Source organism: Labrenzia sp. CP4, assembly GCF_001579905.1.
Classification (GTDB): Bacteria; Pseudomonadota; Alphaproteobacteria; order Rhizobiales; family Stappiaceae; genus Roseibium; species Roseibium algicola.
This window is the reverse complement of record NZ_CP011927.1, coordinates 5760445-5775784: the sequence shown is the minus strand read 5'-3', so window position 1 is coordinate 5775784 and position 15340 is coordinate 5760445. Positions and strand designations below refer to the sequence as shown.

General features: G+C 61.0%; 15 protein-coding genes. 8 read left to right on the top strand and 7 right to left on the bottom strand.

Annotated features, from left to right (window positions below):
* Positions 1–3: 3 nt before the first annotated feature.
* From ACP90_RS26540 to ACP90_RS26525, 4 genes are all read left to right on the top strand, one after another.
* Complete coding sequence (locus tag ACP90_RS26540) at positions 4–549, top strand: ATP-binding protein (protein WP_062491022.1); 546 nt, start codon at positions 4–6, stop codon at positions 547–549.
* A gap of 31 nt (positions 550–580) precedes the next feature.
* Positions 581–919 (top strand): hypothetical protein, encoded by a 339-nt coding sequence (locus ACP90_RS26535; protein ID WP_022999184.1) that lies wholly within the window; start codon positions 581–583, stop codon positions 917–919.
* Positions 920–1459: 540 nt separating this feature from the next.
* Entirely contained in the window at positions 1460–2155 is a 696-nt protein-coding gene (locus ACP90_RS26530; protein ID WP_022999182.1) for a ribonuclease activity regulator RraA, read from the top strand.
* Between the two features lie 48 nt (positions 2156–2203).
* The gene (locus ACP90_RS26525) at positions 2204–3388 is read left to right on the top strand and encodes an ATP-grasp domain-containing protein (RefSeq protein ID WP_062491019.1); all 1185 of its coding nucleotides are present in this window, start codon (positions 2204–2206) and stop codon (positions 3386–3388) included.
* Here ACP90_RS26525 and ACP90_RS26520 read toward each other — a convergent pair.
* The 7 genes from ACP90_RS26520 to ACP90_RS26490 all read right to left on the bottom strand — a co-directional run bounded on the left by ACP90_RS26520 (position 3373) and on the right by ACP90_RS26490 (position 10728).
* On the bottom strand, positions 3373–4362 hold the full coding sequence (locus tag ACP90_RS26520) for a Rieske 2Fe-2S domain-containing protein (protein ID WP_062491018.1): 990 nt from the start codon (positions 4360–4362) through the stop codon (positions 3373–3375). The genes ACP90_RS26525 and ACP90_RS26520 overlap by 16 nt on opposite strands.
* Positions 4359–5507, bottom strand: a complete 1149-nt coding sequence (locus ACP90_RS26515) for a hypothetical protein (protein ID WP_062491016.1) — start codon at positions 5505–5507, stop codon at positions 4359–4361. Before ACP90_RS26515 ends, ACP90_RS26520 begins: the two co-directional genes overlap by 4 nt.
* The gene (locus ACP90_RS26510; RefSeq protein WP_062491014.1) at positions 5504–6775 is read right to left on the bottom strand and encodes a CoF synthetase; all 1272 of its coding nucleotides are present in this window, start codon (positions 6773–6775) and stop codon (positions 5504–5506) included. The genes ACP90_RS26515 and ACP90_RS26510 overlap by 4 nt, the downstream gene beginning before the upstream one ends.
* On the bottom strand, positions 6772–7587 hold the full coding sequence (locus ACP90_RS26505; protein ID WP_286145774.1) for an MBL fold metallo-hydrolase: 816 nt from the start codon (positions 7585–7587) through the stop codon (positions 6772–6774). Before ACP90_RS26505 ends, ACP90_RS26510 begins: the two co-directional genes overlap by 4 nt.
* Positions 7588–7592: 5 nt before the next feature.
* Entirely contained in the window at positions 7593–8579 is a 987-nt protein-coding gene (locus tag ACP90_RS26500) for an NAD(P)-dependent oxidoreductase (RefSeq protein WP_062491010.1), read from the bottom strand.
* Between the two features lie 2 nt (positions 8580–8581).
* The gene (locus tag ACP90_RS26495) at positions 8582–9538 is read right to left on the bottom strand and encodes a 3-oxoacyl-[acyl-carrier-protein] synthase III C-terminal domain-containing protein (RefSeq protein WP_286145713.1); all 957 of its coding nucleotides are present in this window, start codon (positions 9536–9538) and stop codon (positions 8582–8584) included.
* Positions 9539–9750: 212 nt separating this feature from the next.
* Positions 9751–10728, bottom strand: coding sequence for a GlxA family transcriptional regulator (locus ACP90_RS26490; RefSeq protein ID WP_062491008.1), 978 nt, complete (start codon positions 10726–10728; stop codon positions 9751–9753).
* Positions 10729–10856: 128 nt separating this feature from the next.
* Here ACP90_RS26490 and ACP90_RS26485 point away from each other — a divergent pair, with 128 nt between their 5' ends.
* From ACP90_RS26485 to ACP90_RS26470, 4 genes are read left to right on the top strand one after another with little or no spacing between them, the layout of a single operon-like run.
* Positions 10857–11567, top strand: coding sequence for a GntR family transcriptional regulator (locus ACP90_RS26485; protein WP_031268723.1), 711 nt, complete (start codon positions 10857–10859; stop codon positions 11565–11567).
* Positions 11568–11592: 25 nt separating this feature from the next.
* Positions 11593–12498, top strand: a complete 906-nt coding sequence (locus ACP90_RS26480) for a dihydrodipicolinate synthase family protein (RefSeq protein WP_022999172.1) — start codon at positions 11593–11595, stop codon at positions 12496–12498.
* A gap of 2 nt (positions 12499–12500) precedes the next feature.
* Entirely contained in the window at positions 12501–14000 is a 1500-nt protein-coding gene (locus ACP90_RS26475) for an aldehyde dehydrogenase (protein WP_062492029.1), read from the top strand.
* Positions 13997–15337 carry an FAD-binding oxidoreductase gene (locus ACP90_RS26470; protein ID WP_062491005.1) on the top strand — a complete coding sequence of 447 codons (1341 nt, stop codon included), beginning with the start codon at positions 13997–13999 and terminating at the stop codon, positions 15335–15337. Before ACP90_RS26475 ends, ACP90_RS26470 begins: the two co-directional genes overlap by 4 nt.
* The last annotated feature ends 3 nt before the right edge of the window (positions 15338–15340 follow it).

Genomic DNA, 15340 nt, shown 5'->3' with positions numbered 1-15340 from the left:
GGCATGGTCGAGGATTTTGGAGAGACGGCTGCTTTGAACGGCGGAGACGCGAGACAATTTTGTCTCACGCTGATGGCAGAGCCGCTGGAGCTGAGCTGGCATCATTGCGGCCTGACATCGGATTTTATCGGGGAATATTTCAGCAGGGTTTGCGGCAAAGGCATCGATCCTGTCGATGCCCGCCACAGCATCAGTTACATGATCAACGAGATTCTGGAAAATGCGATCAAGTTCCGTCACGGCGGCGACATCGCGATTCACAGCTCGCTGGAAGAACAGACGTTTGAAATCCGGATCGTGAACCGGATCGACCAGGAAACGGCCGTCAAGTTTCAGGGTCACCTGAAAGCCCTGCTCGACCGCGAACCGGGAGAGCTGCTCCTGGAACGCATCGAGGAGAACGCCCTCAACCCTGACTCCTCCGGCTCAGGCCTGGGTTTGCTCACACTTATGAGCGACTACGAGGCCAAATTGGGCTGGTCTTTCGCGTCTGAGCGTGTAAGTGAAGGCGTTGAGTTGACGACATATGCTTCTTTGCGACTTTCCTGATCGCTGACATATTCCAAAGGAAGAAATCACAATGGAAATCAGCACGAACGATTACCGCGTTTGGACTGAAGGCTCCGCCATCCACTACGAAGGAACGATGCGGCTTTCAGGAACAGATGCCTACGCACCTATTCTGGACATCATGAATTCCGTTCTGGCGGCCAAGCCGGAACTCATCACCATGGACCTGACAAGCCTGGAATTCCTGAACAGCTCCGGCATCAACCTGCTCGCAAAGTTCACGATCGAAATCAGAAAGCAGCCGGAAGTCGGCGTTCGGGTTCTGGGCTCCAAGTCCATTCCCTGGCAGTCGAAATCACTCCGCAACCTGCAGCGTCTGCACCCGGCGCTTGAACTGACGATTTCCTGATCCCGCGCACAGGCGCGTGAGGACGTGCTGATGCAAGCGCAACGGAAATGCCCGCAGACTTCCGGCCTCGGTTTCAAGAAGGCCGGATGAATTGCGCATGTCGCAGGCCTAATATCCGTTCTCGTTGCAACAGGCTTTCAGTCGTCCCGCCAGTCTCCCGGACTTGCTAGAGAAAATTTCGGCAAGGCCATCCTGATCACGGCGCAGGCCGCAGCTGGCGCTATCAGCGCCGTGAAGGTTGCCTGCAAAGCGCCGGTCAAGCGATCGGGCAGGGTCTGCAATCCTGCTCAGAGCCTCAGGCCATGAAGTTTCTGTCGCGGCGGTGCAAGGCTTTCCACCGCTCGTAATCCGCCAGGCCGGTTCCTGACTTTCCCGTTTCAAAAATCCCTTGGCCGGCAATGCGATCCGGCGGAATATGCCGGTTGATCCGCCGGCTCCCGTGCCGCGGGCAGCCCACCCTTGGCAGGACTGGCGGCATCGCTTTTTGGATACCGTTTCTGACCTGCTGCTTCTTGTCAGCGCCATCTTCCGGAGGCCTTAATGACCCTGTCCGCTGAAGCCGTCGAAATCCTGAAATCCGTCAGCACGGCGACACTCACCACGATCCTTCTGAAAAAGGGACTGCGCAACGTCTGGATCCGCGGGGCAATGCCGCTCGATCGCTCCAGACCTCGGATCGTCGGGCCGGCATTTACCCTTCGTTTCGTGCCTGCGCGTGAGGACCTGGCAACGCCCGCTTCCTGGGGCTCTCCCATTTCAACACGTGCCGCTATCGAGGAGATGCCGGAAGGATGCGTCGCGGTCATCGATGCGATGGGCATCCGCGACGCCGGTGTCTTCGGCGATATCCTGTGTGCCCGTATGCGCAAACGCAATGTCGCTGGCATGGTCACAGACGGCACAGTGCGCGATCTGGCCGGTGTGCTGGCGTCGGATCTGCCGGTCTGGTGCAGCGGTGTCTCGGCCCCGCCTTCGGTAGCCGGTCTAACCTTCGTCGGCTGGCAGGAAACCATCGGCTGCGGCGGTGTTGCGATCATTCCGGGCGATATCATTGTGGCAGACGGCGATGGTGCGGTCGTGATCCCAGCAGCCACGCTTGATGACGTGCTGAAAGAAGCCCCCGAACAGGAACGCATGGAGGCCTGGATCGTCGAGCAGGTCGACGCAGGTGCGAAGCTACCGGGCCTTTACCCGATGAACGAGGAAACCAAAGCGCGCTACGAAGCCGAACGCTGAGGGGCGTCGGATGCCGGGATCTGCATTCGATAAGGGAATCTGACGACGATGCAGCCCGGCTGCCATGCCTCTTCCGGCCAGACTGTTCTGATAACGGGTGCTCGCGCGCCTGTTGCCCTGCATCACGCCCGGCTGTTTCATGCCGCTGGTTGGCGTGTTGTTCTGGCCGATATGCCCGCGCGCCCAGTCTCCCGGGCAAGTCGTGCCTGCGCACTCTATCAGCGTCTGCCATCGCCAAGGTTTCATCCGGAAGATTTCACTGATGCGCTCGAGGCGCTGATCGAACGCGAAAAGCCGTCCCTGATTGTCCCGACCTGCGAGGAGGTCTTCTACCTGGCGGCAATCCGGGAGAGGCGTGGCCTTGGGGCGGAACTGTTCGCGCCAGGTCTCGACCTGCTTCAAACGTCCCACAACAAGCATGATTTCATCAAGCTGTGTGAAGGGTTCGGGATCGCCGTGCCCGAAACACGGCTGCTGACGTCTCGGGAAAATGTCACCGACCTTGTCAGGCAGGCCGAAAGCCTTGTGTTCAAGCCCGTCTGGTCGCGCTTCGCCGGTCAGGTCCTTGTGTCGCCAGCGTCCCGCAAGTTGAAGCAAGTGGCGCCGAGCGCTGCAATGCCCTGGGTCGCCCAGGAACGGTTGGAAGGAGACGAGATCAGTGCCTACGTCCTGGCGCGCGACGGCAAGGTGCTGGCAGTGTCGTTATACCGTTCGCTTTACCGGGCCGGTGCTGGCGCAGGGATCTGTTTTGAACCGGTAACGGATCCGGCAGCACGGGCTTTAATCGAAACATTCGTCGGGAACACCGGTTGGACCGGGCAGGTTTCGTTTGACCTGATGCGACTTGAAGACGGCTCTGTGCGCCCGCTGGAATGTAATCCGCGCGCGACCAGCGGCCTGCATTTTTTCAAGGACGCGGCCCGGTTTGTCCGCACGCTTTTGCAAGGTGGTGACGAAGTCTTGCCGGATGTAACGGGCATTCAGGCGGTGCGTCTTGCCATGTGGGTCTATGGCCTGCCTGCAGCGCTCCGCTCAGGGGACGTCGGTCGCTTCCGCAAGGTGCTCGGCGCAGCCGAGGAGATCCTCGGAACCGGGGACGATCCAGCGCCTGGACGTGCACAAATACCCACCTTTCTGGAAATCGCGGCCATTGCCCTGCGCAATCGCATCAGCCTTCAAAGCGCCACCACAAGGGACATCGAGTGGAACGGGCCGGATCAAAGCTCGATATAAGCGGTCCTTGGGGATTGCGCGGCGCCCGGTAGCTCGCCTTTTTCAATTGCTGCGATGTCCCGGCGCAAATAGTCGAGCGGTCCGATCAGAGGTTTTGCGTCCGGAAACCGAGCTGCGTTTTCAAGCGAGGATTTCAGCACGCGGCGGTCTTGTTCCAGAGCGATGCGGAACATCGGCTGGAACATCCAGGACTTGACCCGGTCGAGCAGTCCCTCGTTCGGTCCGATCAGGCAACCGATACCTTCAACAAGTCCGTCGGCCGCCTGCCGCAAATGGAAGGTGGTTGCCAGTGCAAGGCCGTTTTCGCCCCAATATTCCAGCTCGGCGATACCGGGAAAGCGATACCGCCCGACAGTCCGCACCCGCCCGGCTTCCAGCAGCCTGCTGATCAGGCCGTGCTGCCGGTCCTCCCCGGTATAGACGGCCTCGACCCAGCCAGGCCCACCGGTGATATCGACCCGAACCCGGTGCCGCTTGCTGCTGAGGCCGCGCAGCAGGCCCTTGTGGGTGAAATGGGTGTGGGTCGCATCGAGGATGTTTTCGGCAGCATCGATCAATGTCGAGTTGGTGCTGCTGCGCACGAGGCGCACCACTGTCTTTCTGCCTTCCATCGGGTGCAGGTAGGGTTCACCTGCGGGGTCTCCTTTGGAAAGAAAGACCACGCCGTCCTTCACGAAGGTCTTGAGGCCGGGAATCCGGTACCCCGGCACGTCGCCCATGTGTCCCGGAATGGCGGTGCAGCGTCCGCCGCCGTCAAAACGCCAGCCATGATAGGGGCATTCGATCTCGCCTCGGACGACCTTTCCTTTCGACAGTTCCATCAGCCGGTGCGGACAACGGTTGGCCAGAGCCGAAATGCCCGACGCGCTCTTGAACAGCACCACAGGTTCGCCGCCGAATTCGACACGGGCCGGTCGGCGCTTCAAATCCTTCACGAGCGCCGCGGCCTGCCAGAAATCCTTTGATGAAGTCATAGGTCGAAGGCCTCCAGAAGGGGAATGCCGATGCGCGACAGAAGCTTTTCGAGGCTTCGCACAGCCAGTTGCCTGCGCCGGGACAGATGGCCCGCATAGACGGCGTTGAACTCGATTTCCGGTTCTGCCCCGCGCAGCCGTTTGAAGTGGCCGGCGCCCGCGCTCATGTTGAAAAAGAGAGTGTGCCGGTCTGCAATGTCCTGTCCTGCCGCCATGACCAGCCGATAGAGCCCCTCCTTCAGCGGCAGGCGGGTGTCGTATCCAACCAGCGGCTGCGTCAATGTGCGGCCGTTGGCAAAGAAACCGGCTACCGCCACCAACTGGCCGCTGTCATCGCGATAACCAAGCAGTTGGAACAGGCCTCTGCGGTGGCATTCCCGGATGTAGGTTGCGGTGTACTGCGGATTGAGCGGTGTGTACTTGTCGAGATAGAGCATCTTGTAGAGCTCCGCGGCACGGTCAAAATCCGAACCCTCGAAGCTGTCGTTTTCCGCGAGCCGATAGGGCGTCTGTTGCATCAGCCTTGCGTCGTAGTGGCGGTTTTGCGTCGGCCGTCCTGGCGTTTGGTCACCGGAGTAGAGATAGATCCGCCGTGCCGCCAGAAGCCTGAACCCAGCTTGCCTGAGGGCGTTCATCGATGACCGGTCCGCCCGGCCATTGAGCGAGCGGATGACAATGGCATGCTCCGGATGGCGCTGAGACAGGGTTCTGGCGATCTCGCGGGCTGCGGCTGCATCGATTTCCGGAACTGGATTGGTCGACAGCAGCCAGTTGTTCACCTGCACCTGTTGATCAAGCCCGCTGGCCGCGATCAGCGGCGCACAGGCCCGGATCAGCGGTCGCACCAGATGGTAGGTCAGTGGCGACTTCAGGAAATTGCGCGTTTCCTCGATTGCATAGTCGATATAGGCAGCGCTGGGTGAACAGATGTAACACGTCGGCGGACGGCTCGGTTCGTTGATCGTCACGGGAAAACACCGCCCAGCAATCTCCAGCGAGCTGACACGCGTCGTGAGGTTGGCAACAAGATCAGGCATGGCAAAGTCGTTGCACAAACGCACGAAGGCATGAACGGTCTCGGGGGTGTTGCTCACACCTCCATTGGCCGACGTGTCCCGCATGACCGTATCCTGCGCTGTGGTCATGATTGAGCCTGCCGCCTAAACCGGCTTTCCACCCGCCGTAGCTTGCGGGTGCTTTCCAGGGGCAGCCTTTCTCGGCGGAGCGAAATTGCAGGTACGAGGCCCAGTGCGCTCAGGGTTTTGCCAAGTGCCGCAATGGCCGCTTCAGCGCTCGTCTCCGCCACCTCCGGTGGCAGTAGCAGGGTCACCGATCCATCTTCTTCCTGCACAAGGCGAAAATCGGATATCTCGCGCGAGGCATCCAGAACCGAATTGCGCAGGATGTCTGGCGTAACCGGTACGTCCGTTCCCGCTTCCCTGGTGAAGAGAAAGATATCGTCCATCCGTCCGATCACTTCATCAACCGTCTGAAGCGGCGAACCACAGGAGCATGGTGTCGACGACAGGCGCAGGAGATCGTTCATCCGGTATCGCGCCATGATCTGGAAATCGCGGCGAAAGCCTGTCACCAGCGGGGTGACAAGACCGTTGGCAATCGGCTCGAACTCGAAAAAATTGGCATCCTCGGCAAGGTGCAGACGGCCATGGGCGCATGTGACGGCAAAAAGGCCTTCGGTTGCCATGTAGATCTGCCCGAGGGGAATGCCGAACCTCTTCTCGACAACGACCCGGTCGATCGGGTCGAGCGTTTCCGCACCTGCATAAAGCTTGTGAGGGGCTAGACGGCCTGACGTTTCCGCCAGGTGCCGCAACACCCTCGGCGGCGCGACGATGGTCGTCGGATTGAAGGTTTCCAGTTCGTCCAGCCAGGAAGCGATGCCATGGCGCAGATCGAAGAACCGCAAGTGCAGTTGCCGCAGTTTGGCCGGGCTTTCGTAAAGCGAGGAGGACTGCGGCAGGATGATCGCAACCCGTTCCGGATGCCAGAGAAAGCGAGGTAAGGTCTTGGCCAGAATGGTGCCGAGCCAGCGGAACCGCTCCGGTGCGGAAATGGCATAGAGGCCGCGGTTGCCACTGGTGCCCGTACTGGCTCCGATGTTGATCCCGTCGATCTCACCGCCCGCCTCCAAGGCCTGCCACCCGGTCTCGGCGGAGATCCGGGCCCTGTTGAAGGCCTCGAACCGGCCCATCACGGTGGCTTTGTCGATGATAGGCAGTTGGTCGAGGCGCGGTGGTGCATCGCGGTAGAAATCGACCTTGGGAAGTGACTGGCGCAGCCAGGCATCCAGTCGACGTTTCTGCCAGTCCTCGAAAGCCTTTCGAGATCGACCACTGCGGCCGGTCCAGAGCGTTTCCGCAAAGGCAATGCCAGTCTGAAAACGCCCGCTCATTGCGGGGCCTCCGGCAAATCGTATGGACTGTCGGACGGATCGTGGCACAGCAGAACGTCGCCGCCTTGCTCCCGGAAGGCGGCAACCCGGCGGCTGCTTGCCGCAAGTGCCCGGCGATCCGAAGCGACAAGAGCCGCGGGCAGTCCGGGGGCCTTGCCGGGATCAAGCGCTGCCGCACACCACTGGGTATCGACCGCATAAAGCAATGGCACCGGCTGTGCGGCAAAGCAGATGCCGAAATGGCCTTCCGCATGACCGGGCAGATTGACGGCCAGCGTCTCACCATCACCAAAGAGATCAGCCCCTTCGCCAAGCCCATTGGGAGCGGGCTTGACCGAGAGTTTATCGATATCGACGATCCGGCTGGAGAGATCCTGCGGCAGCAACTCGTCAAAGACGCCGTGGCGCAGATTGGAAATCCTTGAGCGCGCCTCGATACGAGCGTGAACTGCTGCCTTCGCATAGATCCTCGCCTTCGGGAATAGGTGAAGCGCGGCAACGTGATCGGCGTGAAAATGGGTCAGCACGATGGCTGCAACATCTGCTGTGCTTGCGCCCAGGCGATCAAGCACACGGGTGGGCTGATGCTCTTCGATCAGCGTCGGCCGGAGCAGACTGGCATAGATCCGAAGCGGCAGACTGCGCCCAGAACCTTCCGTGACCCGGGGGCCGTAACCTGTATCGATCAGCACCAGTCCGGCGGTCGGGTGCTGGTGAACCCCGTAGCGTACCTTGAAGCGAAGCGGGTGACGCCCACCACTACGGACCACCAACCGCTCAGGCGCGGAAACAAACGCGCTGTTTGCAAACACCGGGGTCAACGGGCGTTCCCTTCGACAAGTGTTTTTGCAAGACCGCTTTCGAAGTCGATCTGCGGTCGCCAGTCCAGCAACCGCTCCGCCTTGGAAATGTCGAGGCTCTGCCGGAAGGCGAAGAGGCCGAGCGTATAGGGTGTCGCCAGAGGTTCGCCGGCGCCAGGCACAATCAGACTTGCCGTCTCCAGAAGCCTGGCCACCAGGACAGCCGGGGCCAGGGAGCGGTTCTGCCAGCGAACCGGAATGCCCTTGGTGGCACAGACACGCTCGACAATGAAACGCACCGGCAAAGGTTCGCCTCCGGAAATGTTGAACGTCTCGCCTTCGCATTCCGGAGAGGCTTCAAGGGCCGTCTCGACGGCTGAGAGCAGATCATCGACATGGGTCAGGTCGATGGAGGCAGCTCCATTCCGGAAAACCGGCAAGGGCCGCTTCCGGGCTGCGGCGAGCAAGCGCGGCAGGAGTGTCGTGTCCCCCGCACCATAAAGGCCGCGTGGACGCAGGTTGATCGGGCCAAGGTCGGGGCGGGTCAGCACCAGCTGTTCGGCCTCGGCCTTTGTCGCCGCATAAGCGTTGATGGGCGGCGGCAATAGCGCATCTTCCCGGACGTTCTCCTTGTCCTTCATCTCGAAATAGACGGTGGGCGAGGAAATGTTGACGAACCGCCGCACGCCAAGCTTTTCCGCAAGATCAAGCAGGTGTTTTGTCCCGGTGACATTCGCCGCCACAAAGGCGCTTCGTGGTCCCCAGGGCGCGGAGAGCGCCGCGCAATGCACTATGGCGTCGACCGGACCAAGAGGCGCGATTTGATCCTTGTCGCAGGGGTTGGAAAGATCCATGCGAACGACGTCGAAGCCCTCGGCCTCAAGGTGCTGACACTGCAACTCGCTGCGGCCGAGAGCGATCGGTTTGGAGCCTTTGGCGCGCAAATGACGGATCAGGGCTCCGCCCAGAAATCCCGTTGCTCCAGTGATCAGCAAGCGCCCCATGGTCAAACCTCAAGGGCCATGCCGCCGAAGGTCACACCGGCCGATGTCCCGAGCAACAGCACGCGCATGCCGGGCTCGATCCGGCCCCGGCGCCAGGCAATGTCGAGCGCGGTTGGCAGCGATGCTGCAATCTGGTTGCCGTGGGTGCAGCCGATGTCGACCACCCGGCTGCGCTCCATGCCGGTTTCCCGGATCATGTGCTCCAGCGCGAGCGGGCTTGCCTGGTGCGGTACGACGAGGTCGATATCCTGCCGGGCCCATCCGGCTTTCGACAGCAACTGGTCGACGAACTGCGGAAAGTGCTTGTGCGTGACACGGAAGAGGTCCTTGCCGTCCATGTGAAACACGGCATGCCGGGCGAAGGCCTCTCGGTCCTTGTGAAAATCGAACCGAGTGCCTCCGGCCCCGATCTCGCATGCAGCGTAGGCGGAGGGGTAGGTTCGCAGCAGCGCGGCCGCAATGCCCGGGCCATTATCGCCTCCTGTCGTCAGGACGACTGCAGCCGCTCCGTCGCCGAACAGGGCGGCAACATCGGGCTGGTCTTCCCAGGGCAGTGCGCGCGAGGCGATGTCCGCAGCAAACACCAGCACCGACGTTGCTTGCCCCAGCGCAAGTTTGTTGGCGGCAAGCTCGAAAGCGGTCAGGAAGGAAAGACAAGTCGCATTGACGTCGTAGGCCGCCGCCGTGCCATCGGCAAAACCCAGTCTCTGCATCACCAGCGGCGCGGTTGCCGGCAGGGTCTGGTAGGGAATTCCGCACGCACCGAGGACGAGGTCGACGTCCCGAGGCGTTTGGCCTGCCTTTTCAAGCGCGGCTTGGCAAGCCGCAACCGCCAGATCTATCTGGCTTTCCTCTGCTGCGACAAACCGGCTTGAAACGCCGGACAGTTTTTGAAGATGTCCGGCAGGAAAGCCCAGCTGAAGATCGAGGGTTTCCGAGGTGACGGACTTTGCAGGCAAGGCATGTCCAGTGCCTGCAATTCTGACGGGAAGAATGGATGCGGCCTCCGTTTGGGCTCCGGTCCGGACCGGCTTCAGACAAGGATCTAAGTCACGGGCCGAAGACACGCAAGGAGGATGGGGCATTGGACCAGGCGGAGAAGCCGGAACCGGCTTGCCAGGAATTGGGGCAGCATTTCAAAACGCGGGCAGATCGCAGCCCCAGGACCCGGTCATGCCCTTTGAAACGCAGCCTGTGTTCCCGCGGAGCAAAGACGCTGATTGTGCGGTGTCACGCCGAACCTGTTTTGATAGGTGCGGATGAAATGCGAAGCGGATTCGTAGCCGCAGGCCAGGGCGATCTCAGACACGGACCGTTCGGTCTGCAGCAGAAGATTGCGGGCACGCGTGAGCTTCTGGTCTATGGCAAATCGTTTCGGCGACACCTTCAGGTGTTTCTGGAACAACCGCTCGAGCTGCCGGGTGGAAATGCCGATCTTGCGGGCGATCTCGGATGTCGGCAGGTAATAGGGCGCGCTTTCGTTCAACAGACGAATTGCCTCGGCAATATGCGGGTTCCTGATTCCGTGCCGCGCCTGTAGTGAAATCTGCTGGGCCGCGTTGGCAGGCCGAACACCGGAATAGACCATCATGTCCGCAATCGCGACCGCCAGGTCCGTACCGTGGGCTTCGCCAATCAGGTGCAGCATCATGTCGGTCGCCGCGGTGCCGCCGGATGCGGTGACGAAGGCCTCGTCCGTGACGAAGACATTCTTGCACAACTGCACGTCCGGAAAGGTTTCCTCGAAACTGTCGTGGAACGACCAGTGAATGGCTGCGCGGCGGTCGTTCAGCAGGCCAGCCTTGGCAAGAATGTAGGCGCCCGAACAGATAGCACCGATCTGGGTGCCCCGGGCACGCTCCCGCCGCAGGAAGCTCAGTACCTCCGGCGCCGCCCGGTCGCCGACATTCTGACCGGAGATCAGGAACAGGCTGGAGCGTGCGGGCAACGGATCGAGGCCCTGATCCACCAGCGTCACGGTTCCGTTGGAGCAGACCGCCCTTTGACCATCGGGTGAAGCCAGTCGCCACCGGTAGATTTCCTCTCCCTGAAGCAGGTTGGCGATACGCAGCGGCTCCACCGCGCAAGCGAAGGCGATATGCGAAAAATCTTCAAGCAACAGGAAGGTGACGTCAGTGGTTCGGGACATGTCGCTTTTCTCCGGCCTCTGTCGCCTCTGGCCGATCAGGGCCTTTCGGGCGCATGTATTATTATTGTGTTGATATTGTACACATCATGTATACAAACGAGTCAACTGAATTCGGAATGGAGCGTCACATGCCCCCTGTACGCGGCACGGCAAAGTCGAATGCCTATGAGGATCTGAAACGCGCGATCCTGACGTTGGAGCGCAAGCCCGGCAGCCCGCTGGAAGAAACCGATCTGTGTGATCTCTACGGCCTCTCCCGGACCCCTTTGCGCGAGGTGCTGCAGCAGCTGGCCGGTGAAGGCTATGTCACGCTGCAGCTCAATCGGGGTGCGCGTGTTTCCGACATGACCCACTACACGCTGCGGGACTTTTTCCTTGCCGCACCGCTGATCTACAGCGCAGTGCTTCGGCTCGCCGCGCAGAACGCGACGCCGGCACAGATCGAGGAACTGCGTCAGGCGCAGAAAGAGTTCCGGGCCGCCATGGCAAGTGGCGACGTGATTGAACGCGCACTTACAAACGACCGTTTCCACCGCATCACCGGCCACATGGCGGGCAACAGCTATCTGCTGGCGAGCCTTGACCGGTTGCTGATCGACCATACCCGGATCGGTATGACCTTTTTCCGCCCCAAGTCCGGTGCGAAGGAAGATCGCCTCGAGCTGGCCGGCCGCCAGCATGACGAGATGATCGAGGCGATCGAGCAGGGCGACGACAACCGCGCCGCGGAACTGGCGCTGGAGCACTGGGCTCTCTCGCGTGACCAGATCGAACTGTTTGTCATGCCTGAAGGCCTGGAAGCTCCGCTCGGCATTCCACCCAAACTCAAATCCGCATGAGGCAGACACCGCGATGACCCCAATCATGAAGTTCGAAGGCATCTACACGCCCGTGGTCACGCCCTATGACGGCGAAGGCAACGTGGTCTGGGATGCCCTGGCCGCTGTTGTCGACCATCTTGTCGACAGTGGTGTGCACGGCCTGATTTCCGGCGGATCAACGGGCGAAAACTATGCCCAGACCGTTGAGGAACGTCTCGAGCTGGCGCGCTTTACCGCGCAAAAGCTTGCAGGCCGCCTGCCTCTGATCGTGGGAACGGGAACCATGAGGACACCGGATTCCATCGCGCTGGCGGAAGGTGCCGCGGAGATCGGTGCCGATGCCATTCTGGTGGCAACACCGCCCTATTCGGTGCCGACGGAGCGGGAAAACGCGCTCAATGTCCTGACCATTGACCGGGCCGCCGATCTTCCGATCATGCTCTATAACTATCCGGGCCGGATGGGGGTGAACATGGGCGAGGAGTTCCTCGACCGGGTTGGCCGTTCGCGCAATGTCTGCGCCATCAAGGAAAGCTCTGGCGACATCAACCGCGTCCACCTTCTGGCACGCGACTACCCGCACATCCAGATGTCCTGCGGCATGGACGATCAGGCGCTGGAATTCTTCGCCTGGGGGGCACGCAGCTGGGTGTGCGCCGGCTCGAATTTCCTGCCCGAAGAACATGTTGCCCTTTACCGGGCCTGCGCCGTTGAAGGGGATTTCAGCAAGGGGCGGCGGATCATGTCGGCAATGATGCCGCTGATGCGCGTGCTGGAACAGGGCGGCAAGTTCATTCAATGCGTCAAGCACGGGGTGGAAATGAGCGGGCTCTACGCCGGTCCGCCGCGCCCGCCGTTGAAGGCACTCAACAAGGACGACAAGCGTCAGCTCGACCAGGTCGTCCGGGTTCTGAAATCCACCATTCAAGACATCACGGCGGGAGAATGATCATGACAGACCTTCTGACGCGCGAGGAATACAAGGCGCTCGCTGCCGGCCTGACCTTGCCGACAAATGCCTTCATCGACGGCTCTTACCGCCCGGCAGCGTCGGGCAAGACCTTCGAGACGGTCAATCCCGCCACCGGCGAGACACTTGCCTCCGTGGCAGCCTGTAGTGCAGAGGATGTTGATTTCGCAGTGCTGAAGGCCCGGGAAGCCTTTGAGGACGGCCGGTGGTCGAAGCTGCATCCGTCGGAACGCAAGGACACGCTGATCCGCTTTGCCAAGCTCATCACCCGCAACCGGCGGGAGCTGGCCGTGATGGAGAGCCTCGACAGCGGCAAGACGATCTACGATTGCGAAACCGTGGATGTGCCGGAGACGATCCATTGCCTGAAATGGCACGCAGAGGCGATCGACAAGATCTACGACCAGGTCTCGCCCGCCTCCGATGATCACATCGCCATGATCGTGCGCGAACCGGTTGGCGTCGTCGGGCTGGTTCTGCCCTGGAACTTTCCGCTGCTGATGCTCGCCTGGAAAATCGGTCCGGCGCTGGCGGCAGGATGTTCGGTCATCGTCAAGCCGGCCGAAGAAACATCGCTCACCGCCCTGCGTATTGCGGAACTTGCCATGGAAGCCGGCATTCCGCGGGGTGTCTTCAATGTCGTTCCAGGCTCCGGTCCGGACGTCGGCGAACCGCTTGGCCGGCACATGGATGTCGACATGATCTCCTTCACCGGTTCGACGGAAACCGGCCGCCGGTTCCTGCGCTATGCCGCCGACAGCAACCTGAAGGAGGTCGTTCTGGAAATGGGCGGCAAGAACCCGAGCATTGTCCTGAAGGACGCGGAAAATCTCGACCGGGTGGCTGCTCACGTCGTCAATGGCGCGTTCTGGAACATGGGCGAGAACTGTTCGGCAAGTTCCCGCCTGATCGTGGAAGAAGATATCAAGGAAGCGCTGCTGGAACGCATTCTGGCCCATGCGCGGGAATGGACGATGGGAGATCCCCTTGATCCGGAGCATCGTGTCGGTGCGCTCGTCTCCAGCGATCATTTCGCCAAGGTCAGTTCCTATCTGGACAAGGGCGCAAAGGTGTTGATGGGCGGCGGCAGCCGCGATGGCGCTTTCGTCGAACCGACCGTTCTGGAAACCGATCCGGTGTCCACCATTGCGCGGGAGGAAATCTTCGGTCCGGTCTTGAGCGTTCTGACCGTGAGAAGCTTCGATGAGGCTATCGCGCTGGCCAACGATACGCAGTACGGCCTTGCCGCCTCGATCTTCACCGGCAACGCCAGAAAGGCGCTGCGTGGTGCCCGGGCGATCCGGGCCGGCACCGTGACCGTCAATTGCTTTGGCGAAGGTGACATCACCACACCGTTCGGAGGGTTCAAACAGTCCGGTTTCGGCGGGCGGGACAACAGTTTGGCGGCGCACGACCAGTACACCCAGCTGAAGACCATCTGGCTGGATCTGTCCGACGACGAGGACGAGGCCGTCGGATGACGAAACGGGCCGCCGACACTCTGCCGAACCTGCAAGGCCCGGCGGCCTGGAACACCATCCTGCCGAAGCAGCAGCCTGCGCAGGTGCTGAGCGAACAGATAAGCGCGGATGTCACGATCATCGGCGCCGGATTTGCCGGTCTGTCGGCTGCTCGCCGTCTGCTCCAGTCAGACCGAAATCTCAAGGTTGTCGTGCTCGACGCTTGCCGGGTTGCGGAAGGATCGGCCGGACGCAATTCCGGATTCATGATCGACCTGCCGCATGAACTGACATCGGAGGATTATGCCGGTAACGGTGACGACAAGTCCCTGATCGCCCTCAATCGAGAGGCAATCGGCTTTGCGCGTGGCGCGGTCGAGGACTACGGGATCGACAGGCACTATTTTGATCCGGCAGGCAAGATCAACGGTGCGGCTAGCATCAAGGCCGATCTTCATAACCGCAGTTATGCCGACCATCTGACGAGCCTCGGTGAAAAATATGAGCTGCTCGACCGCCAACAGATGGCGGACCTGACCGGAAGCAGACACTACGTTGGCGGACTTTATACCCCCGGTACGGTCATGCTGCAGCCTGCTGGATATATCCGCGGACTTGCCACCGGACTTCGGCGGGAAGGCGTGCAGGTTTTCGAGCAAAGCCCGGCCCTGTCTTTCGCCAGGGAAGGCGAAAGCTGGAAGGTGGAAACGCGATCCGGATCCGTTTCAACGGCAAAAGTCATCCTCACGGTCAATGGTCATCTGGAGAGTTTCGGTTTCGAACGAGACCGGCTGATGCAGCTGTTCCTGTTTGCCGTCATGACGCCCGAGCTGGACAGTGCGGCGTTGAAGAAACTTGGCGGCCAAAGCCGCTGGGGCATCACGCCATCTGATCCGATGGGGACGACCTTGCGCCGGATCGACGCCGGTCAGGGTGGAAACAGGATCGTTACGAGAACCTGCGCCGTCTTGAAACCCGACATGCGGCTGACACCGGCAAGCGTGGAACGTGCGGCCCGTCTCATGCAACGCAAGTTCGACCGGCGGTTTCCGCAGTTGGCAGGGTTGAAGATGGAATACAAGTGGGCAGGACACCTTTGCCTGTCGCTGAATGGTGTCGCGGTCATGCGAGAACTGGAGCAGGACGTGTTTTCCGGTTGCGTACAAAATGGTCTCGGCACCGCACGCGGAACCCTGACCGGAATGGGCGCTGCTGATCTGGCGCTGGGACAGACCAGCAGCATCACCCGTCATTTCGGTGCTGAAGCCCGACCGAAAAAACTGCCGCCACAGCCATTCCGGGAAATCGGCGCCAATGCCGTGCTGCGCTGGAAGGAATGGCGCGCGGCTGAGGAATGATCC

What these genes read in the sequence shown, in the direction of transcription:
- ACP90_RS26485 (WP_031268723.1), top strand. Translation starts at nt 10,857, where the DNA reads ATGCCCCCTGTACGCGGCACGGCAAAGTCGAATGCCTATGAGGATCTG.
- ACP90_RS26510 (WP_062491014.1), bottom strand. Translation starts at nt 6,775, where the DNA reads ATGAGCGGGCGTTTTCAGACTGGCATTGCCTTTGCGGAAACGCTCTGG.
- ACP90_RS26490 (WP_062491008.1), bottom strand. Translation starts at nt 10,728, where the DNA reads ATGTCCCGAACCACTGACGTCACCTTCCTGTTGCTTGAAGATTTTTCG.
- ACP90_RS26475 (WP_062492029.1), top strand. Translation starts at nt 12,501, where the DNA reads ATGACAGACCTTCTGACGCGCGAGGAATACAAGGCGCTCGCTGCCGGC.
- ACP90_RS26515 (WP_062491016.1), bottom strand. Translation starts at nt 5,507, where the DNA reads ATGACCACAGCGCAGGATACGGTCATGCGGGACACGTCGGCCAATGGA.
- ACP90_RS26525 (WP_062491019.1), top strand. Translation starts at nt 2,204, where the DNA reads ATGCAGCCCGGCTGCCATGCCTCTTCCGGCCAGACTGTTCTGATAACG.
- ACP90_RS26470 (WP_062491005.1), top strand. Translation starts at nt 13,997, where the DNA reads ATGACGAAACGGGCCGCCGACACTCTGCCGAACCTGCAAGGCCCGGCG.
- ACP90_RS26500 (WP_062491010.1), bottom strand. Translation starts at nt 8,579, where the DNA reads ATGGGGCGCTTGCTGATCACTGGAGCAACGGGATTTCTGGGCGGAGCC.
- ACP90_RS26520 (WP_062491018.1), bottom strand. Translation starts at nt 4,362, where the DNA reads ATGACTTCATCAAAGGATTTCTGGCAGGCCGCGGCGCTCGTGAAGGAT.
- ACP90_RS26535 (WP_022999184.1), top strand. Translation starts at nt 581, where the DNA reads ATGGAAATCAGCACGAACGATTACCGCGTTTGGACTGAAGGCTCCGCC.
- ACP90_RS26480 (WP_022999172.1), top strand. Translation starts at nt 11,593, where the DNA reads ATGAAGTTCGAAGGCATCTACACGCCCGTGGTCACGCCCTATGACGGC.
- ACP90_RS26540 (WP_062491022.1), top strand. Translation starts at nt 4, where the DNA reads ATGGTCGAGGATTTTGGAGAGACGGCTGCTTTGAACGGCGGAGACGCG.
- ACP90_RS26530 (WP_022999182.1), top strand. Translation starts at nt 1,460, where the DNA reads ATGACCCTGTCCGCTGAAGCCGTCGAAATCCTGAAATCCGTCAGCACG.